This is a genomic window from Dactylosporangium sp. NPDC000555, from assembly GCF_040300025.1.
Lineage (GTDB): Bacteria > Actinomycetota > Actinomycetes > Mycobacteriales > Micromonosporaceae > Dactylosporangium.
This window is the reverse complement of sequence record NZ_JBEPDB010000001.1, coordinates 210,139-233,585: the sequence shown is the minus strand read 5'-3', so window position 1 is coordinate 233,585 and position 23,447 is coordinate 210,139. Positions and strand designations below refer to the sequence as shown.

Here is a 23,447-nt window from a genome sequence, read left to right as displayed (position 1 = left end):
GGCCGCACCTTGGCAGCATGACGACCACGCTGACCCCTCCGGCCGCACCCGAGGCCGGCACCGGGACCGATCCCGGGCACCCAGCCGCCAGGGCGGCCGGCTCGGCGGTCTGGGTGCGCCCGGCGCTCGGGCTGCTCCTGCTCGCCGCCGGTGCGCTGTACCTGTGGAACCTCAGCGCCTCCGGCTGGGGCAACGCCTTCTACGCCGCGGCCGCGCAGGCCGGCGGCGAGAGCTGGAAGGCGTGGTTCTTCGGCTCCTCGGACGCCTCGAACTTCATCACTGTGGACAAGACGCCGGCGGCGCTGTGGGTCACCGGCCTGTCGGTGCGGATCTTCGGGCTGAGCTCGTGGAGCGTCCTGGTCCCGCAGGCGCTGATCGGCGTGGCAACGGTCGGCCTGCTGTACCTCACCGTCAAGCGGTGGCACGGCCCGGCCGCCGGGCTGCTCGCCGGCGCGGTGCTGGCCGCCACGCCGGTCGCCACGCTGATGTTCCGCTTCAACAACCCCGACGCGCTGCTCATGCTGCTGCTGGTGGCCGGGGTGTACGGCATGCTGCGCGCCCTGGAGCGCGGCAGCACCTGGTGGCTGGTGTTCGCGGGCGGCGCGATCGGCTTCGGGTTTCTGACCAAGATACTGCAGGCCCTGCTGGTCGTCCCGGCGTTCGGGCTGGCGTACCTGCTGTTCGCTCCGACCGGCCGGGGCCGGCGCCTGGCGCAGCTGCTCGTGGCCGGCGCCGCGGTGATCGTCTCGGCCGGCTGGTGGGTTGCGATCGTGTCGCTGACGCCGGCCTCGTGGCGGCCGTACGTCGGCGGCTCGCAGACCAACTCGATCCTCGAGCTGACTCTGGGGTACAACGGCTTCGGCCGGCTGACGGGCAACGAGACCGGCAGCGTCGGCGGCGGTGGCGGGAGGGCCGGCGGCTGGGGCGAGACCGGCTGGTCGCGCCTGCTGGACGGGCAGACCGGCGGCCAGGCGTCCTGGCTGCTGCCGGCGGCGCTCGTCCTCACCGTCGCGGGCCTGATCTGGTCGACGCGCAAGGCGGCGTACGTGCTGTGGGGCGGCTGGCTGCTCACCACCGTCGTGGTCTTCAGCTCCATGCGGGGCATCTTCCACGACTACTACACGGTGGCCCTGGCCCCGGCGATCGGCGCGCTGGCCGGCATGGGCGCGGCGACCCTGTGGCGACGCCGGTCCGACCTCTACGCCCTGCTGGTCCTCGGCGGCACGGTCGCGCTCAGCGCGATCTGGTCGTACATCCTGCTCGAGCGCAGCGGCGACTTCCACCCGTGGCTGCGGGTGACGGTGCTCGCCACCGGCGCGTTCGGGGCCGCCGGCATCCTGCTCAGCCAGCAGCTCGGCCGGGGCCCGCGGCTCGCGGCGGCCACGCTGGCGCTCTTCGCGGTCTTCGGCGGCCCGGTCGCGTACTCGTTGAACACCGCCGCCACGCCGCACGCCGGCTCGATCGTCACCGCCGGCCCCGGGTCTTCCGCCGTGCCTGAGTATCGGATAAAAGAGTCAAGTACGACACACCGGAGTCGCTCGTACGATACCGTCAAAAGCGGTGAAAGCGGGATTTCTTCATGAAGTGCGCGACGGCGTCACGCCGCGCGCGAGTGCGCTGGTCCTCGCGGTCCTCGCCCTCCAGCTGGCGTTCATCGCCAGCTACATCGGGGCCTTCCACGAGCCGACCCCGCACCGGATTCCGGTGGCCGTCGCCGCGCCGCCCGAAGCGCTCGACGACCTGGTCGTCAAGCTCGACGGGCTGCCGGGCGAGCCGCTGGAGGCTCGCGCCGCGTTCAGCGAGGACGCCGCGCGCCGGATGATCGACGAGCGCCAGGTCTACGGGGCGTTCATCGTCTCCAGCAGCGACGCCACCGACCGGCTCGTCATCGCGAGCGCCGCCGGCCCCGGCGTGGCCACCGCGCTGACGCAGATCATCACGCCGCTGGAGGACGCCCAGGAGCGGGCGTTCATGATCGAGGACGCCAAGCCGGCCCTGCTCGGCGACGCGCGCGGGCTCTCCGGGTTCTACCTCGCGCTCGGCTGGGTCGTCGGCGGGTACCTAGTCGCGATCGCGGTCAGCACCAGCAAGGGCTCCCGGCCGGCGAACCCGCATCGGGCGCTGATCCGGCTGCTGTCGCTGGCCGTGTACGCCGCGCTGTCGGGCGTCGGCGGCGCGGCGATCGCGGGCCCGCTGTTCGGCGCGCTGGACGGGCATCTCGCGCAGCTGTGGTGGTTCGGAGCATTGCTGGTGTTCGCCTCGGGCTGTTGCACGATGGCGCTCCAGGCGGCGTTCGGTTTCGTCGGCAGCGGCCTGACCGTGCTGCTGTTCGTGGTGCTGGGCAACCCGAGCGCGGGTGGCGCGTACCCGGCGCCGCTGCTGCCACCGTTCTGGCGGGCGATCGGTCCGTGGCTGCCGCCGGGCCTGGGCACGGAGGCGATACGCGGCATCGTGTACTTCAACGGCGCCGGCGTGCAGCGCGCGGCGATCGTGCTCGGCGGGTACGCGCTGTTCGGCCTCGTGGGCACGCTGCTGGTGGCGCAGATCGCCCAGCCGCGCCAGGTCGTGATCCCACCCACCCAGGCCCTGGTGCCGGTCGGCCGCTGATCGCGGCATCGCCCACTGTCAAGACCAGCCGAAGCGGGGTGCGCGACGCTCGACGAACGCGGCCAGGCCCTCGGCCAGTTCCGCCTCGTCCTGCTCCGGCGGCTCGCCGCCCGCCAGCACCTGCTTCGCGGCGAACTGCGTCAACCCGGACCGGGCAGCGATCGTGGAGGCTACGCGCAGTACCGAATCGGCCAGCTCGGCAGCGGGCACCACCGCGTCGACGAGGCCCATGCGCTCGGCCGCCGCGGCGTCGATCAGCTCTCCGGTGTAGAGGAGCAGTTTCGCGCGGGCCGGGCCGATGAGAGCGGCGAGCCGGCGGGTGGTCGACGGAGGGTACACGATCCCGAGTTTGGCCGGGGTCACGCCGAAGCGGCTGTCGTCCGCGGCGAAGCGCAGGTCACACGCCACCGCGAGCTGGCAGCCGCCGCCGACGCAGAAGCCGTCGACGCGGGCGATCGTGGGCTTCGGGAAACCGGCCAGCGCCAGCTCGGCCTCGACCGCGAAGCTCGCGTCGCCGGCGCGCGCCACCGCCGCGGCGTCGGTGATGTCCGCACCGGCGCAGAAGGTGCCGCCCGCGCCGGCGAGCACCAGCACGCGCACCGACGGGTCCTTGGCCGGGCCGTCGAGCAGGCCGGGCAGGGCGCGCCACATCGCCGCGGTCATCGCGTTGCGCTTGGCGGGGTTGGTGATGACGATGGTGGCGATCGGGCCGTCCTGCGTGAGGACCAGCTCGCCGCTCACCATTCGTGCACGGGGGTGTTCGAGTGCATCCTCGGAAGGTACTCCGACCGGGGCCGCCGCCCTCGACCTGCCAGGCGGCGCCGGTCCCAAGGTGCGGCGGTCGTCGCCGCGACCGCCGCCCAGAAGTTCAGTGAAGTTTCGCCGGAGCGTCAGTGGGAACGCGTCGCAGCGGCCATGACGAGCGCCACCAGCACCGCCAGGCCGGTCAGCCCGAAGATCAGTGCTGTGCGGGCGGCCGCCATGTCCGCCACCATCTTGGCGGCGAACGCCGTCGCCTCCTTGCCGGCCTGGTCCGCGGCGGAACGAAGCCCCATCAGGAGCAGAACCGCCGCGCCTACGAGTAGAAAGACGATCAGCACCGGAACCCCCCTCGGTTTCCGGTGCTGCCCGCCCTGCCGGCCGCTGTTCCAATTGCAACTAGGGGAATGTTTACTCCGCGCTTGCGGAGCGTTAGGTTGAACATGAGCCTTCCCTCCTCGGGGAGCGCCGCAAAGGGCTCGTGGTGCCCGGTTCCTTGCCCGGGCTGGGGCACCACGTGCCCTGTCTTCGATCTGACATCTTGGATCTTCACCTTCGTTCGGCACTTCGGCGAAACTTCACCTCCCTTCTGTCTACACGGTAGGCCGGGGGTAGGTGTCGCACAAGACTCTGACCGAATTGCTGTATGCTCTCGACGCCATCCGAAGCGTTGGGGAAATGCCCTGGCGTCGGCGCTAGCGACGGCCTTATACTTCTTCAGTTGACCATGGTGCGTTGCGCCGAAGTTTCGGTAGGACAGGTGGAGTGCGGTGCAGCCTAGTGAGGCACCAACGAACCGCGCGCTGGCGCAACACCTCCGCGACCTCCGGAAGCGACAGTGGCCCGAACTTCAGGTGACGCAGAAGCAAATCGCCGAAGCGCTGGGCGGCGACAAGCAGCTGAGCCTGTCCGTGATCTCCTCGTGGGAGAACCCCGACAGCCCGGTCGTGCCTCCGGAGCACCGGCTCGCCGGTTACGCCCGCTTCTTCGCCTCGCGCCGCTCGATCGAGACCCGGCCCGCACGCCTGCTCGAGGACGACGAACTCACCGACGATGAGCGGGACGCCGAGCGCACGATCTACGCCGAGATCAGCCGGCTGCGCAACCCCGACCACGTCGACGCGCGGCCGGCCGCCGCCGACGTCCCCGAGACCAACCCGCTGCAGGTCCTCAGCACGGGCGGCGAGATCCCGCTCGGCCCGGGCGACTCGATCGGCGGCGGCACCTGGTATTTCGGGTCCGACGCGAAGCGCATCGTGATCGTCTGCGCGCGCCTGCCGGAGGACCTCCGGGAGAAGATGCCGTATGCGCACAAGAGCGACCCGGACTACGTGCGCGCCTACACCTACGCCGACGTCGACTCGGTCATCGAGCTGTTCGGGCACATCCGGGCGGTGAACCCGACCGCCGACGTGCGAATCCGCACCGACGACCGGCTCCTCGCCGACGACTACCACAGCCACCTCGTGCTGCTCGGCGGCATCGACTTCAACCCGATCACCCGCGACCTCGTCGAGCGGCTCAACCTGCCGGTGCGGCAGCAGCCCCGGCTCGCCGAGGAGGACAGCGGTTACTTCGAGGTCGGCGACCGGCGCCACACCCCCGTCGTGGAGGTGGAGCAGCGGGCGGACGGGACCGAGCGGCGGACCCTGCGCGAGGACGTCGCCTACTTCTTCCGCGGTCCCAGCCCCATGAACATGAAGCGCACCATCACCCTGTGCAACGGGATGTTTGGTCGTGGCACCTACGGGGCAGTTCGCGCGCTGACCGATCGGAACTTCCGCAACCGCAACGAGGAGTATCTCGCGAAGCGCTTCGGCGATGCCGAGAGCTTCAGCATTCTGTTCCGCGTCACCGTATTCACGGGAGAAACCTTGACCCCGGACTGGACCGTCGCGCGGAACCGGTTCCACGAGTGGCCGGACGCGGGTGAGCAGGTTGGCTGACCAGACTGACGTCGGCCAACTGCTGTCACACAGTAATCTGCTGGAGCACCCCGATACACCCGACATCGTGGATCGGAAGCTCGACGCCATCATCGTGCCGAGCGCCCGCCCGGCGTCATCGCTCGTGCACGCCGCCGGGCTGGCCGAGGAGCTGAACACGCCGCTGGTCGTGCTGGCCAGCCGCAGGGCGCGCGCCGGCGAGGTCGTCCGGGAGATCGAGGACAACGGCATCGTGGCCGACGTGATCGCCGTGGACGTCGGGCAGGCACCCAGGCGGATGCCCGACCTGGAGACCGCCCACCTCCTTCCGCGCGGCACCGACGTCAGCATGAAACGCAACCTCGGCCTCCTGCTGGCCCGGGCGGCCGGCTGGCGGCAGGTCATGTTCCTCGACGACGACATCACCGTGAAGAGCGCCCTGGACCTGCGCCGGACGGCCGGCGCGCTGGCCAAGCACGCCGCCGTCGGCATGCACATCAGCGGCATGCCGGACAACTCGGTCGTCTGCCACGCACGCCGCGAGCTGGGCGATCGGCAGGGCACGTTCATCGGTGGCGGTGCGCTCGCCGTCCCGACCGACAGCGATGTCGGCGCGTTCTTCCCCGACATCTACAACGAGGATTGGTTCTTCCTGCTCGACAACGCCCAGATCCGGCCGGTCACCCTGGTCGGCGAGGCGATCCAGCTGCCCTACGACCCGTTCGTCGATCCCGCCCGGGCGCGCGAGGAGGAGCTCGGCGACACCCTCGCGGAGGGAGTCTTCGCGATGCTGAGCCGGCGCGGCACCGTCCAGGACACCCTCAACGACGGATACTGGGTCGACTTCCTCAAGGCCCGGCGTGACCTCATCGGGGACCTGCTGCGCCGAGCCGCCGAACGCGCGCCGAGCCAGCGCCTCCAGCACATGATCGTGGCGCTCAAGGCCGCCCGGGGCCGCTCCTTCCTGATCGAACCGCGGGAATGCGTGCGCTTCCTGAGAGCTCTGCGGCGCGACCAGGACGTGTGGGCCGAGGAGATGCGGCAGCTGAAGACCGGACTCGGAATCCACGGTGCGCTCAGCCACTTCAACCTCCGCCTGTCGGCCACGATTCGGCTCAACCGGACCGGACCCGCGCCGAAGGAGTCGCGCCTTCGCCAGCAGCGCAAGCGGCTGGAGGCCGAGGATCGGCGACTCGCGGTTACCAGTCGGTAGATATCGCGCATTATGATTGACCCCTCCCGATTCGCCTGAGGCAGCGGCGCCGACTGGCAACCGACGGCGGTTGAGGTGGGGTCCGGCGTTGAGTGATGCAACGGTCGACATGACGGCACGCGCCGCGCCGCGGCCACTGCGCGGAGCGCCCGCAGAAGTGTCCGCGCAGCGGGCACGGGGGATTCCGGGGTGGGACACCCCCCGGCAGCGCTGCGCCGAAGGCGCCGCCGAGCTAGAAGTTGCCCGGCTCACGGCCGCGAGATGACCGGCGAAGCGGGGGCCGTGACCGTGCGGCCGGCGCGCGCCGAGGACGTTTCCGGACTCATCGCGGCGCTCAGCCAACCTCATTACTTCGCGCACCGGTTCGCCCGGCAGCCGCGGATGGGCATCCTGCTGGTCGCCCTCCAGGGCGATGCGACCGTGGTCGGCAGCGCCTTCCTGCGCCTGGCCCCGGCCGAGGAGTGGGAGCTGCGCGAGCGGCTGCGCAAGGTGCCGGTGCTCACGCACGTCGAGGTGGTCGCCGGCCAGCGGCGCAACGGCGTCGGCCGGAAGATTGTCCAGGCCGCCGAGGAGCACGCCCGGCGGCACGGGCGCCGGTGGATCGCGCTCGGCGTCAAGGACGACAACAACGCGGCCCGGCAGATGTACAACGGACTCGGCTACGAGGACTGGGGCCGCGGCCCGGTCAACGCCCTCGTCGAGACGTTCGACGACAACGGTGGCCGGACCGTCGGCACGGAGTCGTGCCAGATCCTGGTCAAGTCCCTGTTCGGGGCACCGCGCGACGGCGGCTGAACCGCGTTACGGGGAACGCCCGCAAATGCGACTTATCCTCGCGTAACGTCGTGCGCATGGCAGCGGGATCCGCGCGTGACGTGCTTCTGAGGGTCGCCAACGTGAACCCCGCGAGCGTGCGGACCCACACCGATCGGGTGCTCTACAGCTCGATCGGGGTCTTCATCCTGCTGTACGGCGGCTACGCGATCGTGGGCGCGGCGAGCTTCGTCGACGCCTCGACCAACTACCGGCACCCCTGGTGGCAGTGGCTGGTCGGGCCGCCGGTCGCCGCGGCCGTCATCGCCTACGACCGCGCGGTGGTCGGGCGCGTCGCGGTGAACTATGAGCGGCTGGACTCCACCGACCCGCACCACCTGTTGCGCCGGCGCACGTTCGGCCTGTACGCCGGGCGGCTGGTGCTGGCGCTGCTGTTCGCGATCGTCATCACCGAGCCGCTCATGCTGGCCCGGTACAAGGGCGAGATCGACGCGTACCTCGGAACCGTGCACAACCGCCAGCTGTCCCAGCTCGAGCAGGGCGGCGCCATCGCCACCTTCCAGCGCCAGGCGGACGCGCTGCGGGCCCAGGACGACGCCGACGACGCCGCGGTCGCGGAACTGCACCGGCTGGCCGCGGACAAGCGCAAGGAGTCGGCGGCGGCATACGACCAGGCGCTGGCGGACTCCCGCGCGGACGGCGTGACCCGGCGCGCCGGCTGCCCGCCCGGCGGCTACTGCGACACGCTGGTCCAGCAGTCCCGCTCGCTGATGGACGAGGCGACCCGGCTGGACGGCGAGGCCGCCGCGCTGCGCTCCGCGCAGGACCCCGGGCGCAAGGCCCGTGCCGACCAGGTCGCGTCGCTGACACACCAGATCGCCGAGCAGCGCTCCGCCAACCGCTCGTCGGTCGAGGCCGGCGCCGGGTTCGGGGCCCGCACCGCCGCGATGTGGCAGCTGGTGACCGGCGACTTCTGGGGGTTCGGCTTCTTCTACCTCGGCGTCGCCGCGCTGCTGGTCTGCCTGGACTGCGCGGCGGTCTGGCTCAAGCTCGTCTCGCACGGCAACGGCTACGAGCGGACGGAGGCGCGCGAGGCCCGGCGCAGGGAGCTGTCCGAGACCAAGCGGCACGAGCAGGAGCTGCTGGTCGCGCACTCGGCACGGGAGATCGCGGGCGACGGGCTGGACACGGTGGTGAACGAGCGGCGGCTCATGGACGCCGCGGTGAGCCGGGCGACCGAGCGGTTGATGGCGGAACTGGAGGACCAGTCCCGGCTGGTCCGCTAACCTCAGGGCCGACACCCTCGTCTGTTCGTCCAGAAAACGTCCGAATGACTTGCTCTGAGGCCCGGCCGCCCGGGCAGACTGGGCCGGTGCGTCACCGCCTGCCCCGCCGCGCGCCGGTGCTGCCGATCGTCGCCGGCATCGTGCTGGCCATCGTGGCCGGCGTCAGCGCCGTCCGCGCGGTGTGGATCGACACCCTCGACACCCCGGCCGGCAAGCCGCCCAGGGTCGAGCGCCTGGGGGCCGGCGATCGGGCCGACCGCGCCGAGGCCCGGACGGCCCGCTGCGACGGCGTGCCGCTGAGCGCGCCCCGCGAGCTGCGCGGCATCTGGATCACGACGGTCGAGAACATCGACTGGCCGAGCCGGCCCGGCCTGCCGGTCGACCAGATCAAGACGGAGTACCTCTCCTGGCTGGACCTCGCCCAGCAGCGCAACCTCAACGCGGTCTTCGTCCACGTCCGGCCCAGCGGCGACGCGCTGTGGCCCTCGCAGTACGCGCCCTGGTCCGAGTGGATCACGGGCGTGCGCGGCCAGGGGCCGGGCTTCGACCTCATGCAGTGGATGATCGACGAGACCCACCGGCGCAACCTCGAGTTCCACGCGTGGTTCAACCCGTACCGCGGCAGCCAGCCCGCCCCGTCCGGCGCCGGGCCGGACATCAACGCGCTCGCCCGCGACCATCCGCTGCGCAAGCACCCGGAGTGGGCGGTCGTGTACCCGTCGGCGGGCACCACCGGCAGTCGCCTGCACTTCAACCCCGGCATCCCGGAGGCTCGCAAGTTCGTCGAGGACTCGATGCTGGAGGCGGTCGAGAAGTACGACGTCGACGGGGTGCACTTCGACGACTTCTTCTACCAGTACCCGGTCGGTAAGCAGGACTTCCCCGACGACCCGGCGTACCGGACGTACGGTGGCGGCAAGAGCAAGGCCGACTGGCGCCGGGACAACGTCAACAAGCTGGTCCAGGAGATGAGCCAGCGGATCAAGCAGCTCAAGCCCTGGGTGAAGTTCGGCATCAGCCCGTTCGGGATCTGGCGCAACAGCGCCACCGACCCGGCTGGCTCCCCCACCCGAGGCCTGCAGAGCTACGACGACATCTACGCCGACACCCGGCTGTGGGTGCGCGAGCAGTGGCTCGACTACATCGTCCCGCAGCTGTACTGGAACATCGGCTTCGACGTCGCGGACTACGCCAAGCTCCTGCCCTGGTGGGCGGGGGTCGTCAAGGACACCAGGGTGCAGCTGTACATCGGGCAGGCCGACTACCGCACCGGGGAGCCCGGCCCGTGGTCCGACCCCGGCGAGCTCGACCGCGAGCTGGCGCTCAACCGCACGTATGCGCAGGTCACCGGCAGCGTCCACTTCAGCGCCAAGAGCGTGCGGGCCGACGCGCTGGGCTCGGTGTCGAAGTACGCGGCGCACTTCTACGCCACGCCCGCGCTTCCGCCGGTGATGCGGTGGCTGCCGAACGCGGCGCCGGCCGCCCCCGCGGTGCGGTCCCGGGCCGACGGGGACGACGTCAAGCTCAGCTGGACCGGCCAGGGCGTGTCCTCGGCCGTGTACCGGGTCGAGAACGGCACGGCGCGGCTGGTCGCGACACGGCGCGGCGGTGACGGGGAGTTCACCGGGCCGAAGGGCGTCTACTGCGTCACCGAGCTGGACCGGTCCTGGAACGAGAGCCCGCCGAACGAAAGCCCACCGACGGGGTGAGCCCCGCTCATCCGGGCGTTGCCGAGGCTTCGGGCCATGAGCACGAGTTTCATCTCGGATCAGGACTTCACGACCCCGGCGCACATCCGCGTCACACCGGCGGACGACCACAGACCCACGGACGAGACGAAACACCCGTCGAAGGCCCTGCTCACCGTCATCTTCCTGGCCGCCGTGTGGCTGGTGGTCTCGGCGGTGCCGTTCGGCTACATCGGGGCCGGCCGCTACGACGTGTTCTGGAGCGACGCGGTCACCGGCATCACCATCGCGACCGTGACGACGATCCGGATGCTCAACACGCGCGTGGCGGCGTTCGGCTGGGTCACCGGCGGGCTGGCCGGGTGGCTGTTGATCGCGCCGCTGGTGCTGCAGTACGGCTGGTCGACCTCGACCGCCAACGACGTCATCGTCGGGATGCTCATCCTGGTCTGCGCGGCGCTCGGCACGAGCGACGACCGGGACTGAACGACGGCGGGCCGCCCCTGTGCGGGGCGGCCCGATTCCATCGCGGCAGGTTCAGCGCTCGAATGCGTCGCGCACGTTGCGCGCGGCGTCCTTCACGTGCTCGCCGGCCTGCTTGGCCTTCGCGGCGGCACGCTCGGCGGCGCCCTCGGCCTCGAGACGTTCGTTGTCGGTGGCCTCGCCGTACTTCTCCTTGGCGGTGCCCTTGGCCTCCTCGGCCTTGTGCTCGACCTTGTCCGTGAAGCCCATAGCACATTCCTTCCATGTTTCCGGGTTTCCGATCGGTTTCCGGTCTTGCCTTCATGGGTGCCCGGCTTCGCGGGCGCGCAAACGCATCCGCTGTGCCGCGGTCGTCACACCTGTCACGAGCAGTGACAGCGCTACCCCCAGCCCCGCCGCGGCGAGCGGGTTGCCGGTGAACACGTTGCCGCCCAGGTAACCCAGGCCGACCATGTACACGCTCCACAGCAGCGCGCCGATCGCGATGGCCGGCAGGAACCGCTGCCGGGGGAACCGCGCGTATCCGCTGACCAGCGCCACCGTCGTGCGGCCGAGCGGGACGAACCGCCCGGCCGCCACGATCGCACCGCCGCGGCGCTCCAGCAGGCGGGCCACCCAGCCGACCGCCCGGCGGTACCGCTCGTGGCGCAGCCAGCGGTCCAGCAGCCACCGCCCGCCGCGCCGGGCGGCCTCGTGCATGAGCAGGTCGCCGACGACCACGGCGGCCACGGACGCCACGAGGACGACCGGGAGGTGCAGGTGCCCGCTCGCGGCGAGCGCTCCCCCGGCGATCACGCTCGCCTCCGCCGGTACCGCCGGAATCAGGCAGTCCACCACCAGCAGCACGAAGATCACCAGGTAAGCCCAGCCGGCCATCGCTTCCATGCGTTCAACGGTGCCGTCCGGCGCGCCCGGAATCAGCACTGCCAGCCTGCCGATTCACGGTGGGGCTTTCCCTACCTCCTCGCCTTACGACGAGTCGCGGGCCACGAAATCGTCGAACAGCCGCGGATCGTGGAAGGCGGCCATCTCCCGGATGAGGCCGCCCTCGACGCGCACGACCGAGATCGCGAACGGCCGCTCCACCGACTCGCCCGGCGGTGTGTGGTAGAAGATGGCCGCCGGGGAGCGGGTGGCACGCGTGACGACCGCGCGGATGCGCCCGATGTGGCTCAGGCCGCCGGGCGGCACGCTGCGCATGAGCGCGCCGACGATGGCGGGCTTGCCGAGGTACCACGTGGGCAGCGGCGGCATGACCGCGCGCGCCTCGTCGGCCAGCAGCCGCGCCATCCCCGCGACGTCGGCGCGCTCGAACGCCTCGACGTAGCGGCGCAGCACCTCCCGTTCGTCCGGCTCCGGCCCGCGCTCCGGCGTCCAGTCGGCGCCGCGCTCCGGCAGCCGTTCGCGCAGCGTCGCCCGGGCCCGCTGCAACGCGCTGTTGACCGCCGGTGCCGTCACGCCGAGCAGCGCCGCGGTCTCCCCCGCGGACCAGCCGAGCACGTCGCGCGAGATGAGCACGGCCCGCTGCCGCGGCGGCAGGTGCTGCAGCGCGGCCAGGAACGCGAGCTCGACGGTCTCCCGGGCGATCAGGCGCGTCTCGGGGTCCTCCATGCGAGCCCTCTCATCGCGACATGCGATGTTAGGACGATGTGGGCGGACTTTCGTGAGCGCGTGATCGTGGAAGACGACGCGATCCTTGTGCTGGACAAACCGGCCGGTGTCGCAGTGATGGGCGAGCGGCACGAGTCCGATCTGGTGCGCATGGCCGCGGAGCAGGGCGAGGAGCTCTTCCCGGTGCACCGCATCGACAAGGTCACGTCCGGCGTCATCCTCTTCGCCAAGGACCTCGCCGTGCACGGCGGGCTGACCCGGCAGTTCAACAAGCGCACGGTGGACAAGGCGTATCTGGCGGTGACCGCGCCCGGCGGCCTGCCGCCGGCCGGCCGCATCGACCTGCCGTTGAGCGTCGGACGTAAGAACCGGGTGCGGATAGCGGCGCCTCGGGAGAGCATTGTCCTCAAGGATGACACCTGGACGGTGCCGGCGTCGGCGGTGTTCGACACGGTGTCCACGTATCCCTCGGTGACCACGTTCACGGTCCGTTCCCAGACCGCTGAGCGCGCCGTGCTGGAGGCGGTGCCGCAGACCGGCCGCCGCCACCAGATCCGCGTGCACCTGGCGTGGATCGGTCACCCGATCGTCGGCGACCCGCTGTTCGAGAAGTCCCCGGCCGGGCGGACGTACCTGCACTCGTGGCGCCTGTCCTTCGACCACCGCGGCGAGCGGGTCACGGTCGAGGCCCCGCCCCCGCCCGGTTTCGCCTGACGGGGACCTATCGCGGGGCGCCCGATCAGAGCAGCGCGGCGGCCGGGGACAGCAGGATCGCCAGGCTGTTGGCGAAGCAGTGCGCGGCGATGCTCATCCGCACGCTGTTGAGCCGCAGCATGACCACGATCAGCAAGAGCTGGGCCACGAAGAGGAAGACGAACTTCTCCGGCTGCCAGTAGTGCTGCGCCGCGAACAGCGCCGCCGACGTCACCACCGCGAGCACGCCGCGCACGGGCAGCCGGGGCAGCAGGTACGCGCGGAAGTACAGCCCCTCCACGGCCGGGCTGACCAGGCCGTGGACCAGCAGGGTGAGGAGCAGGGTGGCGACCGTCGCCGAGGCCGGGAACGCGGCGGCATCAGGGGGCAGCGGCCAGGACGACGGGTAGAGGTCGAGGAGCCGCTCCTCCAGCGGCGCCAGCAGGATCACCAGCCCGATGGCGATGGCGGCCAGGCAAGGCACGATCATGAGGTACAACCGGAGGGGCGGTTTCCGCCGGAACGCCAGGATCTCCGGCAGCCGCCGGAACGACCACCCGGCGGCGCGCAGCAGCAGGCCCAGCTCGATCGGCGTGAGCACGAACGCGAAGGCCAGCGTCAGGGCGAACTGTGGCGGCAGTTGCCACGCCCGAACGAGCGGACCCAACGCGAACGCCGCGGCGAACGTGGCCGCCGCCGGCGACAGGTGCATGGCGAGAACCGCAGGCCACTTCATTGGGTTCGTTCGGTTCATCGGGTTCGTTGGGCGATCCAGCCGTCGCATCGGCTGCGTGGCGCCGCGGGCCGGGACCGGGATGGTCGTCATGGATTCGACGCTATGAAAGTCGCCTGACCGGCTCCAGCCCGCTGAGCGGAGTGTTCGGGGTAGGGCAGGCCCCACCCCGGCCACTCATGCCCGCTTGACCCCGGGCGCGTCGGTCATCGGTGTTACCCGCTGTTTCCAAAGACGTGCTGGACTTCGTTCGTGACGACTCCGCGGCTCGCCCGCCGCCTCAAGACCCCGGACGCGGTCATCGTGGGCCTCGGCGCCATGATCGGCGCCGGCGTCTTCGCCTCGTTCGCGCCGGCCGCGCACGCCGCCGGCGGCCTGCTGCTGGTCGCGCTCGGCATCGCCGCCGTGGTCGCCTACTGCAACGCCACGTCCTCGGCTCGCCTCGCCGCGCTGTACCCCGAGTCCGGCGGCACCTACGTCTACGGGCGGCGGCGGCTCGGCGACTTCTGGGGGTACCTGGCCGGCTGGGGCTTCGTCGTCGGCAAGACCGCGTCGTGCGCGGCGATGGCGCTCACGGTCGGCGCCTACGCGCTGCCCGGGCACCAGCGCGAGATCGCGGTGCTCGCCGTGGCCGCCGTCACCGCGCTCAACCTGTTCGGGGTGCAGAAGTCGGCGCTCGCCACCCGGGTCATCGTCGGCGTCGTGCTGGCGGTGCTCGCCGCCGTCGTCACCGCGTGCCTGCTCGGCCGTCCGGGACCGCAGGATCTCGTCGCGACGGGCGGCGGCTGGGGTGTGCTACAGGCCGCGGGGCTGCTGTTCTTCGCGTTCGCCGGCTACGCGCGCATCGCCACGCTGGGCGAGGAGGTCGCCGACCCGGCCCGCACGATCCCGCGGGCCGTCCCGCTCGCGCTCGGCATCACGCTGCTGGTGTACCTCGCCGTCGCCGTCGCCGCCCTGGCCGCGCTCGGCCCGGGGCGGCTCGCCGCGTCCACCGCCCCGCTGGCCGACGCCGTCACCGCGGCCGGCGCCGGGTGGCTCACCCCCGCCGTGCGCGCGGGCGCGGCGATCGCGGCGCTGGGCTCGCTGCTCGCGCTGGTCCTCGGCGTGTCGCGCACGACCCTGGCCATGGCCCGCGACCGGCACCTGCCCGGGTTCCTCGCCGCGGTGCACCCGACCCGGCGCATCCCGCACCGCGCGGAGGTGGCCGTAGGCGTCGCGGTGATCCTGCTGGTGACGTTCCTCGACCTGCGCGGCGCGATCGGCTTCTCGTCGTTCGGCGTGCTCGTCTACTACGCGATCGCGAACGCCGCGGCGCTCACGCTGCGCCGCACCGAGGACGCGCCGCCGCGGGTCGTCCCGGTGACCGGCCTGGCCGGCTGCCTGCTGCTGGCCGCGACGTTGCCCGCCGCATCGGTACTCGCCGGCCTGGCCGTCTTCGCAATCGGCGCCCTGCTATGGCTGGCTCGCCGCGCCACACGACCCATCAACTCCTAGACCCCCGGTTCCCGGGCCGAACTGCCAGTCTGGCAGTAGTTGGCAGTTCATTGGCAGTTGCACTGGGCGCGTCAGACCGAATGTCAGAGGTGGACGGTACCCTGAGGGTACGCAAGCGGAAGGAGGCGAGATGCTGCTCAGATTCCGGGTTGCCAACGTGCGGTCCCTACGCGATGAACAAGAGCTGTCCCTCGTCGTCCCCGACGGCGAGGTCAGCGCCGCAGCGTTTGAACTAAAATTTGCGAGCGACCAATCAGTAAGTATTTTTCCCCTTATCGGTATCTTTGGCGCCAACGCGTCGGGTAAATCAAATGTGCTCGCAGCTCTTGTCGAGATGCGGACAGCAGTTCTCAACTCCTATGCGCGGTGGGCTTCTTACGATGGCATCCCACGAAGCCACTTCGTGCTGGACACCAAAAAGAAAGCCGAACCCAGTTTCTACGAGGTCGATTTCACGGTTGATAACATCCGCTGGACTTACGGGTTCGAGCTAGGACCAACTCGCGTCGAGGCCGAATGGCTACACAGCTATCCTCGTGGCCACCGTCAGGTGTGGCTCGACCGTGACGCATCGCGATCGGTGCCATTCGAATGGCCAGGCGCCAGAGTCAAGGATCGCTCACAATTGGCCCGCCGGACTCGACCCAATGCGCTGGTGCTGTCGACGGCAGGAACCGACAACCACCCACAACTCTCGCCAATATTTCACTGGTTCCGCCGAAACCTGTGGCTCATCAACCCCGAGGATGAGCGGATGCAGCGTGAACAGTTCACCACGCGCGAGCTATCCGGCGAACGAGCCAGCCGGATCAACGAACTGCTAGCGGTTGCAGACCTGGGCATCACCGGCGCCAAAGTCGTCCAGAAAGAAAAGGGCGAGACCACCGTTCGACTCATGCATCGGTCAGCCGCCGGCGACGTTTCCTTCGACTGGAGCAACGAATCGTTTGGCACCCGGTCATGGTTCGCGCTTGTCGGACCGCTGCTATTGGCGCTTGATGAAGGGGCGGTCCTTCTCGTCGATGAACTCGACGCTAGCCTCCATCCACGCTTCGCTGCAGAGGTCATCCGCCTCTTTCGCGATCCCCAAACGAACGCGAAGGGGGCGCAGCTCCTGTTCACTTCCCACGATCCATCGATACTGACGACCCCAAGCGGGGGCCGGTTGCTCGAGCCGGGCCAGGTCTGGTTGACCGAAAAGGACAAGGACGGTGCCACCGATCTGTACCCGCTGAGCGCAGCCTCGCCTGGCCATGACGAGGATCTGATGAAGTCATACCTAGCGGGTGCCTTCGGCGCCGTTCCCACGCTCCTGGAGGGTCAGGTCGCCCGACGCCTCCTGACCGCGACCGCAAAGGACCGTCCGCGGCGGGCGGAACGCGACTGATGGCACGCGCCAGGGGCAAAGACACGCTGGGCGTGTCCAGGCACCATCGCAGTCGCCGCCGTCGGGTCGTGCACGTGTTCACCGAGGGGCGGGTCACCGAGCCCAGTTACATCGAAATCATCCGGGACCGAGGCGTCCCAGCAGACCCAGATGTCACCGTTGAAGTGCGCATCGCCAATGCGACTGCGGCGGACTCCAGGCGCACACCGATGAAGCTCGTCGACGCGGCCGCTTCGCTGATGCGCGATGAGGCGCGCGAGGCCCGACGCAGTGGCCTGGCTACTGAGTACTGGCCACAGGTCTGGTGCGTGTTCGACCGCGACCAGCACGAGTCCATCGAAACCGCGCTGAGGCACGCCCGCGACGCAGACGTACGCGTCGCGTTCTCCCACCCATGCTTCGAGGTCTGGCGCCTGCTACATCACAAGTCAGTGACCGGCAGCTTTGGTGGCGTCTGCAACCTAGCCGCAACTCGGCTGCCATTCGCCCCGGAAGTGGCGAACATCAAGTTGGTGCTCCCGGAGCAAATTCCAGTGGGTAGCTACGCGGACACGAAGAGACGCGCCCTTCAGATGAACGCCGCCCACGCCACCCACGTACCGATGACTCAACGCGACCCCTACACCGACGTGTTCACGCTTGTCGAGCAAGGGCTACCGATATGGGACTGCGTAAACACATCTACGCCTTCACCGTGGTGGCACTCATGATAGCGGCGTCGGGCTGCGCCACGAACGAACCAGCGCCCCAGCCAACCTTGGCGCCCGACCCCAGATCGGCAGCCCCGACCCGTCAAGGTTCCCGATCGCCGGTCGCCTCACCCAGCGCGATACCGATCCCGACCGATAACCTCGTGCCGATGAAGGTGCTGTCTGAGCCGGACGCACGGCACCACAAGAGCGTCGAATGGTCACTGCAGTCGGTCAGCTCGGATGGCCGGTCGGTCATCGTGCTGGTCCGCACTGACGGATGCTTGATGATTGCCGGTGCCGCGATACAGGAGGCCCGTCGGCCGTGAGCCTACAAAATCCTGGCTGACAGCGCCGGTGGAGGCTGTGCCGGCACATGGCAACTTGCGGTTTCGTTGGCGCCGCTGCCCAATCCGTTGAACACGCGTGAGCTGGTCCACGGTCCGGTCACATAAGCAGCCAGCAGGCCCGTGTCATACCCGCTGGCTGCCTTGATCACCGACCTAGTGGGGATATGCGGTCTGGATGTACGCACCGAACTTCGACAGCATGTCCGGCATCTGCGTGAAGTTGACGAAGGCGCCGTTCTGCCCGTCGTCAGCGTTGCCACCGCTGATGATGCCGACGGCACTGGCCGTGTTCCCGTCAGGGAGACCAAGCGACGTCCAGACGGGGCCGCCGCTGTCGCCATGTTGCACCAGGCGGCTTCCGTTGATGGATTCGGCAATCGGCTGATTGCACACACGGACGGTGGTGCCGTTGTCGTTCAGGTTGAGCCAAGTGCTCTCGCTCGGTGCGCTCATCCGCACCGGCCGCAGCATGGCGAACTTGGCCGCCTACTCGCCGCGAACGGCCGATCATGGCCGGTCAGCGTCGGGGACAGCCGGACAACGAACGGGTCCCTTGACCGCGTTACTGCTGGTCAAGGGACCCGTTCGGCTGGTTGACAGCCCTTCCTCGGTGGCCCCGGCGCGAATCGAACGCGCGACACCCGCTTTAGGAGAGCGGTGCTCTATCCCCTGAGCTACGAGGCCTTGTCCGAGGTCGAGTCTAGGGGAGAACCCGGTCCGGCCGAAATCGCGTATCCGTGCAACCTCCCACCGGGCGCCGCTCGTTTCAGTCCGACCGAGGGGGGGTCGATGCGTACAGAGGCGCTAGAGGAGTACGTCGAGTACGTGACCGGGCGGCTCGCGCCGCTGCGGCAGCTGGCGTTCCTGCTGTGCGGCGACGAGCACCGGGCCGACGACGTCGTGCAGCAGACGATCGAGAAGCTGTACCTGCGCTGGCCCCGCGTCAGCGCCGTCGAGCACCTTGACCAGTACGTGCGGCAAATGCTCGTGCGCACGTTCCTCGACGAGCGGCGCCGGCCCTGGGCGCGTGTCGGGCTGACCGACCTGCTGATGCCGCTGCGCCGGGCCGCCCGCGGCCCCTCGACCGTCGACGTGCGGCTTGCCGTCGCGCGGGGCGAGCGGCGCCGCGCCGTCGTCCGCGCCGCCTCCGTGGCAGCGGTCGTGCTGGTGGTCGTCGTCGGCGGCTGGGCGTTCGCCGGCGGCCGGGACCACCGGCCGGACCCGCAGCCCGCGATCAGCACCTCCCCGGGGCCGGAGCCCTCCCCGACCGGGTGCCGGGCAGCGGAGCTCGACGCGCCACCGGAGGCGGTGCTCGGCAGCACCGTCACCAGCGGCGACCCGACCGGGCGGTACCACGTCGGGCGGAGCTTCGACGGTGTGAAGGCGACGGTGCTGATCTGGGACCGCGGCCGGTACCAGGTCGTGGACCTGCCCGGCGAGGGCCAGACGCTGGTGGACGTCAACTCCGCCGGCATGGCGGTGGGATGGACCCGGCGCCAGAAGCACGTCAACGACCGGCGGCAGATCGTCGGCGTGATCCAGTCGCGGCCCGTGGTCTGGGCTACCCCGGAGAGCCAGCCGACTCGGCTCGCGCTGCCCGGGGCCGATTACAGCGGCGACGCCCGCGGGATCGACGAGGACGGCACGGTGGTCGGGACGCTGTTCCACAACGAGACCGCAGCGATCTGGGTCTGGTCGCCGGACGGCAAGCCCACGAAGCTGCCTGCGCCTATGATCGACGGCAGGGCCGTCACCACGTACTCCGCGCTCGGCATCCGCAACGGCTGGGTGATCGGGCGGGTCGGCACCAAGCTCGACGCGGCGCTGTGGAACCTGCGCACCGGCGAGGTGCGGGTCCTCGCCTGGGGCTACCCCTTGGCGGTAAACGCCCAGGGCTGGACGGCGCAGTTCAACGCCTCGCACGCGGCGATCGACACCGGTGGCCCGCGGATCGACCTGCCGACGCTACCGGGCGGCCAGGAGGGCGGCCACTCGCTCTCGCCGGAGGCGATCAGCGACGACGGGCGCACCGTCGCCGGGACCGCGATCACCTCGCAGAACGGCCACCGGGTGGCGATGCTGTGGACGTGCCGATGACCGCGCGGATGCGGGCCACCTTCACCGCCTCGGTCAGGGTCGCGATGTCGTAGGCGCCGTAGTGGCGGCGGCCGTTGATGAAGAAGGTGGGGGTACCGCTGACGCCGCTGAGGTCCGCGGACTCCAGGTCCTGGGCGATCCGGGCCGCATGCACGTGGTCGATCAGGTCCTCGTGGAAGCGCTGCCGGTCCAGGCCGAGCCCTTCCGCGTAGCGGACCAGGTCCATCGGCTTGAGCTCGTCCTGGTGGTCGAGGAGGAGGTCGTGCATGGGCCAGAACGCGCCCTGCGCGGCCGCCGCCTCGGCCGCCTCCGCGGCGAGCTGGGCCTGCGGGTGCACGTCGGTGAGCGGCAGGTGCCGCCAGACATAGCGCAGGTCGGCGTCGGCGAGCAGCTCGCGGACGACGGGCTCGGCCTGGCCGCAGTACGGGCACTGGAAGTCGCCGTACTCGACCACCGTCACCGAGGCGTCCGCGGCCCCGCGCACGTGGTCGACGGTCACGTCCACGGGCGGGATGAGGTCGACGAGGACGTCGGCGTCGCCCAGCAGCGCCCGGGCGCGCCTCGGCTTCGGCAGCAGGGCCGTCACGCGGTACACCACCCAGGTGCCCAGCGACGCGAGCACGGCCGCGGCCAGCACGCCCAGCTTGGCCTCGGCGAGCTCGTCGCCGGTGAACGCCAGGCTCGCGATGAGCAGCGACACCGTGAAGCCGATGCCGGCGATCGTGCCGCTGCCGAGCACCGCCGCCCATCCGGCGCCGGGCCGCACCCGGCGGCCGGACAGCCGGGTCACCAGCCAGGTGGTGCCGGCGACCGCGATCGGCTTGCCGAGCACGTACCCGGCCAGCACGCCCAGCGTGATCGGCGAGGTGAACGCGCGCACGAGGAACGGGCCGTCGATCGGGATGCCGGCGTTGGCCAGGCCGAAGAGCGGGACGATGAGGAAGCTGCTCCACGGGTGGTACATCCGCTGCAGGCGCTCGTTGGGCGACAGCGTCTGGGTGAGGCCCAGCGACGCCGAGCGGGCCAGCTCGGCGGTCGGCTGCTCGCGGAAGAGCTTGAACAGGCCGCTGGCCGCCTCCAGTGCGCCGCGGGCGGGCGTGTACGCGGTCGCGGTCAGCCCGATCGCGAGCCCGGAGACGACCGGGTCCACGCCGCTGCGCAGCATGAGGTACCACAGCAGGACGCAGAACGGCGCGTAGACGGCGCCGCGCCGCACCCGGAGCGCGCGCAGGCCGAGCAGCAGTCCGAACACGGCCACGGCGAGCAGCAGCGGCATGAGGGCGATGTGCTCGGAGTACGCCACCGCGATAACGACGAGCGCGGCCAGGTCGTCGACGACGAACACGGTGAGCAGGAAGGCCCGCGCCTGCTCCGGCACGCCACGGCCGACGAGCGCGAGCAGGCCGAGCGCGAGCGCGGTGTCGGTGGACATGGCCACGCCCCAGCCCTGCGTGCCCGGGCCGCCGCGGTTGACCGCGAGGTAGATGGCGACCGGGAGCACCATGCCCGCCAGGCCGGCGGCGAGCGGCAGCACGAACCGGCGGCGGTCGCGCAGGTCGCCGAGGTCGAACTCGCGCCGCGCCTCCAGGCCGACGACCAGGAAGAACAGCGTCATGAGGCCGCTGTTGACCCAGGTGCGCAGGTCGTAGGCCAGCTCCCAGCCGCCGACGCGGAGGGCGAACTCGGTGCCCCACACCCGCTCGTAGCCGACCGGGTCGGCATTGGCCCAGATCAGCGCGGCTGCGATCGCGGCGACCAGGACGCCGGCGCTGGCGGACTCGGTGCGCATGAAGGCCCGCAGCGGGGCGGTCACGTCGCGCCGCCAAATGGTAGTTCGTCCAAATATTTCCGACATGTCGGATGACGCGCCTTACGGTGTCTCGGCTGCGGCCATATCGCGAAAGCCTATGTCGCGCGGGCGCCGTTACGCTCGGGCGGTGGGGATCCGGGTGCTCATCGCCGACGACCAGCAGATGGTCCGCGACGGCCTGCGTCGCATCCTGGGCGCGACCGGGGACATCGAGGTGGTCGGCGAGGCCGCGGACGGCGTCGAGGCGCTGGAGCGCATCCGGGAGCTGCAGCCCGACGTTGCCCTCGTCGACATCCGGATGCCGCGCATGGACGGCCTCACCCTCACCCGCGAGCTCGCGGGCGGCCCGACCCGGGTGGTCGTCGTCACCACGTTCGACCTGGACGAGTACGTCTACACGGCGCTGCGCAACGGCGCCGTCGGCTTCCTGCTCAAGCGCTCCGGCCCGGCCCTGCTCACCGAGGCCGTGCGGGCCGCCGTCTCCGGCGAGAGCCTGATCAGCCCCGCGATCACGGTCAAGCTGCTGCGTCACCTGTCGCGCCCGCGCCCCGAGTCCCCAGAGCCGCTCACCGAGCGCGAGCTGGAGATCGCCGGGCACGTCGGGGCCGGCCGGACCAACGCGGAGATCGGCGCCGAGCTGTTCATCTCGGCCGGCACGGTGAAGACGCACGTCGCGGCCGTCCAGCGCAAGCTCGGCGTGCGCAACCGGGTCGGGATCGCGGTGTGGGCCTGGAACAACGGGGTCGTCGCGCCGTGAGGGCGCTGTGGCTGCTCCTGCTCGCCGTGCCGGTGCTGTGCGGGCTGCCCTTCACCCGCGGGCCGGGCGTCCTCGTGAGCGTCGCGGCCATGCTCGTCGTCGCCGCCGCGATCCGCCCCTCCCTCGCCGCGCTGCCCCTGTCCGCCGCGCTCGGCTCGCTCGCGGTCACCGCCGGCTACTGGGGGCCGCCCCAACCGGCGGGACTGTGGCTCCCGTTCGAGTTCCTTCCCCTGCTGCTACTCCAGGTGCGCCTGCTCCGCCGCGCGCCGGCCCGGCGGGCGGCCGTGGCCGGCGCGCTGGTGGCCCTGGCGACGACAGCGCTCCCCCTGCGCGTCACCCTCCACGTCCCGCACAACAGCCTCAGCGCCTCGGTGCTGCTCGTCGGGACCGCGTTCGTGGCGGCCGTGGCGGCCGCCGGCGTGGGCCTGTGGCTGCGCGCGGCCGACGCCCGCCGCGCCCGCGCCCTGGCCGCGGCCCGCCGCGCACAGCGCCTCGAGCTCGCCCGCGACCTGCACGACCTGGTGGCCCACGAGGTCACCGGCATCGTCGTCGAGGCGCAGGCCGCGCAGGTCGCCCCGGAGGCGGGCTCGTACGAGCGCATCGAGGCCGCCGGTCAGCGCGCGCTGGCGGCGATGGACGACATGGTGGCCGCGCTGCGCGCCGACGAGGACGCCGCGCCGCGGGTGTACGGCCTTGCCGACCTGCCGGGCGTGGTCTCCCGCTTCGGCGACGGCGCGACGCTGGAGATCGAGCCGGGCGCCGGGCTCTCCGCGGCGGCTGGGACGACCGCCTACCACGTGGTCATCGAGGCCCTCACCAATGTGCGCCGGCACGCCCCGGCCGGCGCGGGGGTGCGGGTCCGGCTGTCGGCGGCGGGCGTCCTGACCATCGACAACGGCGGCGGCATGCAGGACGGGGAGATCTCGGCCATACCGAGATCCGGCGGCGGCAGCGGGCTCGCGGGACTCGCCGAGCGCGCCCGGGCCGTGGGCGGCGAACTGCGGGCCGGGCCGCATGCCGGCGGCTGGCGCGTGGTCTGCGATCTCTCCCGTTCGGCAGATGTGCGGGGCGACCGGACCGGCCAGCCTTGA

Annotated in this window: 22 protein-coding genes, 1 tRNA gene and 2 pseudogenes; 16 read left to right on the top strand and 9 right to left on the bottom strand. The window is 71.0% G+C overall.

What is annotated here, in order from left to right; translation table 11 throughout:
- Nucleotides 1-17: 17 nt before the first annotated feature.
- Both ABT297_RS01165 and ABT297_RS01160 read left to right on the top strand, forming a co-directional pair.
- Nucleotides 18-1,478 (top strand): annotated as a pseudogene (locus tag ABT297_RS01165) (glycosyltransferase family 39 protein); the annotation flags it as partial.
- Between the two features lie 82 nt (nucleotides 1,479-1,560).
- Nucleotides 1,561-2,607, top strand: a complete 1,047-nt coding sequence (locus ABT297_RS01160) for an ABC-2 transporter permease (RefSeq protein ID WP_350543222.1) — start codon at nucleotides 1,561-1,563, stop codon at nucleotides 2,605-2,607.
- A gap of 18 nt (nucleotides 2,608-2,625) precedes the next feature.
- Here the strand turns inward: ABT297_RS01160 and ABT297_RS01155 are convergent, their stop codons facing one another.
- Together ABT297_RS01155 and ABT297_RS01150 are read right to left on the bottom strand one after the other, a co-directional pair.
- Nucleotides 2,626-3,351 carry an enoyl-CoA hydratase/isomerase family protein gene (locus ABT297_RS01155; protein WP_350543220.1) on the bottom strand — a complete coding sequence of 242 codons (726 nt, stop codon included), beginning with the start codon at nucleotides 3,349-3,351 and terminating at the stop codon, nucleotides 2,626-2,628.
- 146 nt (nucleotides 3,352-3,497) lie between these two features.
- A complete protein-coding gene (locus ABT297_RS01150) occupies nucleotides 3,498-3,662 on the bottom strand; it encodes a hypothetical protein (RefSeq protein ID WP_350543218.1) in 165 nt (54 codons plus the stop codon).
- A 558-nt stretch (nucleotides 3,663-4,220) separates the two neighbouring features.
- On the opposite strand from ABT297_RS01150, the gene ABT297_RS01145 reads away from it, so the two are divergent.
- The 6 genes from ABT297_RS01145 to ABT297_RS01120 all read left to right on the top strand — a co-directional run bounded on the left by ABT297_RS01145 (nucleotide 4,221) and on the right by ABT297_RS01120 (nucleotide 10,738).
- On the top strand, nucleotides 4,221-5,312 hold the full coding sequence (locus ABT297_RS01145) for an XRE family transcriptional regulator (protein ID WP_350543216.1): 1,092 nt from the start codon (nucleotides 4,221-4,223) through the stop codon (nucleotides 5,310-5,312).
- Nucleotides 5,305-6,504, top strand: a complete 1,200-nt coding sequence (locus ABT297_RS01140) for a hypothetical protein (RefSeq protein WP_350543214.1) — start codon at nucleotides 5,305-5,307, stop codon at nucleotides 6,502-6,504. The genes ABT297_RS01145 and ABT297_RS01140 overlap by 8 nt, the downstream gene beginning before the upstream one ends.
- 261 nt (nucleotides 6,505-6,765) lie before the next feature.
- Nucleotides 6,766-7,299 carry a GNAT family N-acetyltransferase gene (locus ABT297_RS01135; protein ID WP_350543212.1) on the top strand — a complete coding sequence of 178 codons (534 nt, stop codon included), beginning with the start codon at nucleotides 6,766-6,768 and terminating at the stop codon, nucleotides 7,297-7,299.
- A gap of 56 nt (nucleotides 7,300-7,355) precedes the next feature.
- Nucleotides 7,356-8,564: a DUF4407 domain-containing protein gene (locus ABT297_RS01130; protein WP_350543210.1), complete on the top strand. Its 1,209-nt coding sequence runs from the start codon at nucleotides 7,356-7,358 to the stop codon at nucleotides 8,562-8,564.
- 86 nt (nucleotides 8,565-8,650) lie between these two features.
- Nucleotides 8,651-10,273, top strand: a complete 1,623-nt coding sequence (locus tag ABT297_RS01125; RefSeq protein WP_350543208.1) for a glycoside hydrolase family 10-like protein — start codon at nucleotides 8,651-8,653, stop codon at nucleotides 10,271-10,273.
- Between the two features lie 36 nt (nucleotides 10,274-10,309).
- On the top strand, nucleotides 10,310-10,738 hold the full coding sequence (locus ABT297_RS01120; protein WP_350543206.1) for an SPW repeat domain-containing protein: 429 nt from the start codon (nucleotides 10,310-10,312) through the stop codon (nucleotides 10,736-10,738).
- A gap of 51 nt (nucleotides 10,739-10,789) precedes the next feature.
- On the opposite strand, the gene ABT297_RS01115 is transcribed toward ABT297_RS01120, so the two are convergent.
- The 3 genes from ABT297_RS01115 to ABT297_RS01105 all read right to left on the bottom strand — a co-directional run bounded on the left by ABT297_RS01115 (nucleotide 10,790) and on the right by ABT297_RS01105 (nucleotide 12,346).
- Nucleotides 10,790-10,984, bottom strand: coding sequence for a CsbD family protein (locus ABT297_RS01115; protein WP_350543204.1), 195 nt, complete (start codon nucleotides 10,982-10,984; stop codon nucleotides 10,790-10,792).
- Nucleotides 10,985-11,035: 51 nt separating this feature from the next.
- Nucleotides 11,036-11,620, bottom strand: a complete 585-nt coding sequence (locus tag ABT297_RS01110) for a DedA family protein (RefSeq protein ID WP_350543202.1) — start codon at nucleotides 11,618-11,620, stop codon at nucleotides 11,036-11,038.
- Nucleotides 11,621-11,704: 84 nt separating this feature from the next.
- A complete protein-coding gene (locus tag ABT297_RS01105; RefSeq protein WP_350543201.1) occupies nucleotides 11,705-12,346 on the bottom strand; it encodes a sigma factor-like helix-turn-helix DNA-binding protein in 642 nt (213 codons plus the stop codon).
- Nucleotides 12,347-12,406: 60 nt separating this feature from the next.
- Between ABT297_RS01105 and ABT297_RS01100 the strand changes: the two genes are divergently transcribed.
- Entirely contained in the window at nucleotides 12,407-13,060 is a 654-nt protein-coding gene (locus tag ABT297_RS01100; RefSeq protein WP_350543199.1) for an RluA family pseudouridine synthase, read from the top strand.
- Nucleotides 13,061-13,085: 25 nt separating this feature from the next.
- Here ABT297_RS01100 and ABT297_RS01095 read toward each other — a convergent pair whose 3' ends face one another.
- On the bottom strand, nucleotides 13,086-13,751 hold the full coding sequence (locus ABT297_RS01095) for a CPBP family intramembrane glutamic endopeptidase (protein ID WP_350543197.1): 666 nt from the start codon (nucleotides 13,749-13,751) through the stop codon (nucleotides 13,086-13,088).
- A 273-nt stretch (nucleotides 13,752-14,024) separates the two neighbouring features.
- On the opposite strand from ABT297_RS01095, the gene ABT297_RS01090 reads away from it, so the two are divergent.
- The 4 genes from ABT297_RS01090 (at nucleotide 14,025) to ABT297_RS01075 (ending at nucleotide 17,671) form a co-directional block, all read left to right on the top strand.
- A complete protein-coding gene (locus ABT297_RS01090; protein WP_350543195.1) occupies nucleotides 14,025-15,266 on the top strand; it encodes an APC family permease in 1,242 nt (413 codons plus the stop codon).
- Nucleotides 15,267-15,396: 130 nt separating this feature from the next.
- Complete coding sequence (locus ABT297_RS01085; protein ID WP_350543193.1) at nucleotides 15,397-16,653, top strand: AAA family ATPase; 1,257 nt, start codon at nucleotides 15,397-15,399, stop codon at nucleotides 16,651-16,653.
- Nucleotides 16,654-16,721: 68 nt separating this feature from the next.
- Entirely contained in the window at nucleotides 16,722-17,363 is a 642-nt protein-coding gene (locus tag ABT297_RS01080; RefSeq protein ID WP_350543191.1) for an RloB family protein, read from the top strand.
- A gap of 149 nt (nucleotides 17,364-17,512) precedes the next feature.
- Nucleotides 17,513-17,671: a hypothetical protein gene (locus ABT297_RS01075; RefSeq protein ID WP_350543189.1), complete on the top strand. Its 159-nt coding sequence runs from the start codon at nucleotides 17,513-17,515 to the stop codon at nucleotides 17,669-17,671.
- A gap of 174 nt (nucleotides 17,672-17,845) precedes the next feature.
- On the opposite strand, the gene ABT297_RS01070 is transcribed toward ABT297_RS01075, so the two are convergent.
- Together ABT297_RS01070 and ABT297_RS01065 are read right to left on the bottom strand one after the other, a co-directional pair.
- Nucleotides 17,846-18,163 carry a chymotrypsin family serine protease gene (locus ABT297_RS01070; RefSeq protein WP_350543187.1) on the bottom strand — a complete coding sequence of 106 codons (318 nt, stop codon included), beginning with the start codon at nucleotides 18,161-18,163 and terminating at the stop codon, nucleotides 17,846-17,848.
- Between the two features lie 140 nt (nucleotides 18,164-18,303).
- Nucleotides 18,304-18,376, bottom strand: a tRNA-Arg gene (locus ABT297_RS01065).
- Nucleotides 18,377-18,481: 105 nt separating this feature from the next.
- Between ABT297_RS01065 and ABT297_RS01060 the strand changes: the two genes are divergently transcribed.
- Nucleotides 18,482-19,789, top strand: a complete 1,308-nt coding sequence (locus ABT297_RS01060; RefSeq protein ID WP_350543185.1) for a sigma factor — start codon at nucleotides 18,482-18,484, stop codon at nucleotides 19,787-19,789.
- Here ABT297_RS01060 and nhaA read toward each other — a convergent pair.
- Nucleotides 19,727-21,644: pseudogene (gene nhaA, locus ABT297_RS01055) on the bottom strand (Na+/H+ antiporter NhaA); the annotation flags it as partial. The gene ABT297_RS01060 and the pseudogene nhaA sit on opposite strands and share 63 nt — an antisense overlap.
- A gap of 82 nt (nucleotides 21,645-21,726) precedes the next feature.
- On the opposite strand from nhaA, the gene ABT297_RS01050 reads away from it, so the two are divergent.
- Nucleotides 21,727-22,356: a response regulator gene (locus tag ABT297_RS01050; RefSeq protein WP_350543181.1), complete on the top strand. Its 630-nt coding sequence runs from the start codon at nucleotides 21,727-21,729 to the stop codon at nucleotides 22,354-22,356.
- Nucleotides 22,353-23,447, top strand: a complete 1,095-nt coding sequence (locus ABT297_RS01045; RefSeq protein ID WP_350543179.1) for a sensor histidine kinase — start codon at nucleotides 22,353-22,355, stop codon at nucleotides 23,445-23,447. Before ABT297_RS01050 ends, ABT297_RS01045 begins: the two co-directional genes overlap by 4 nt.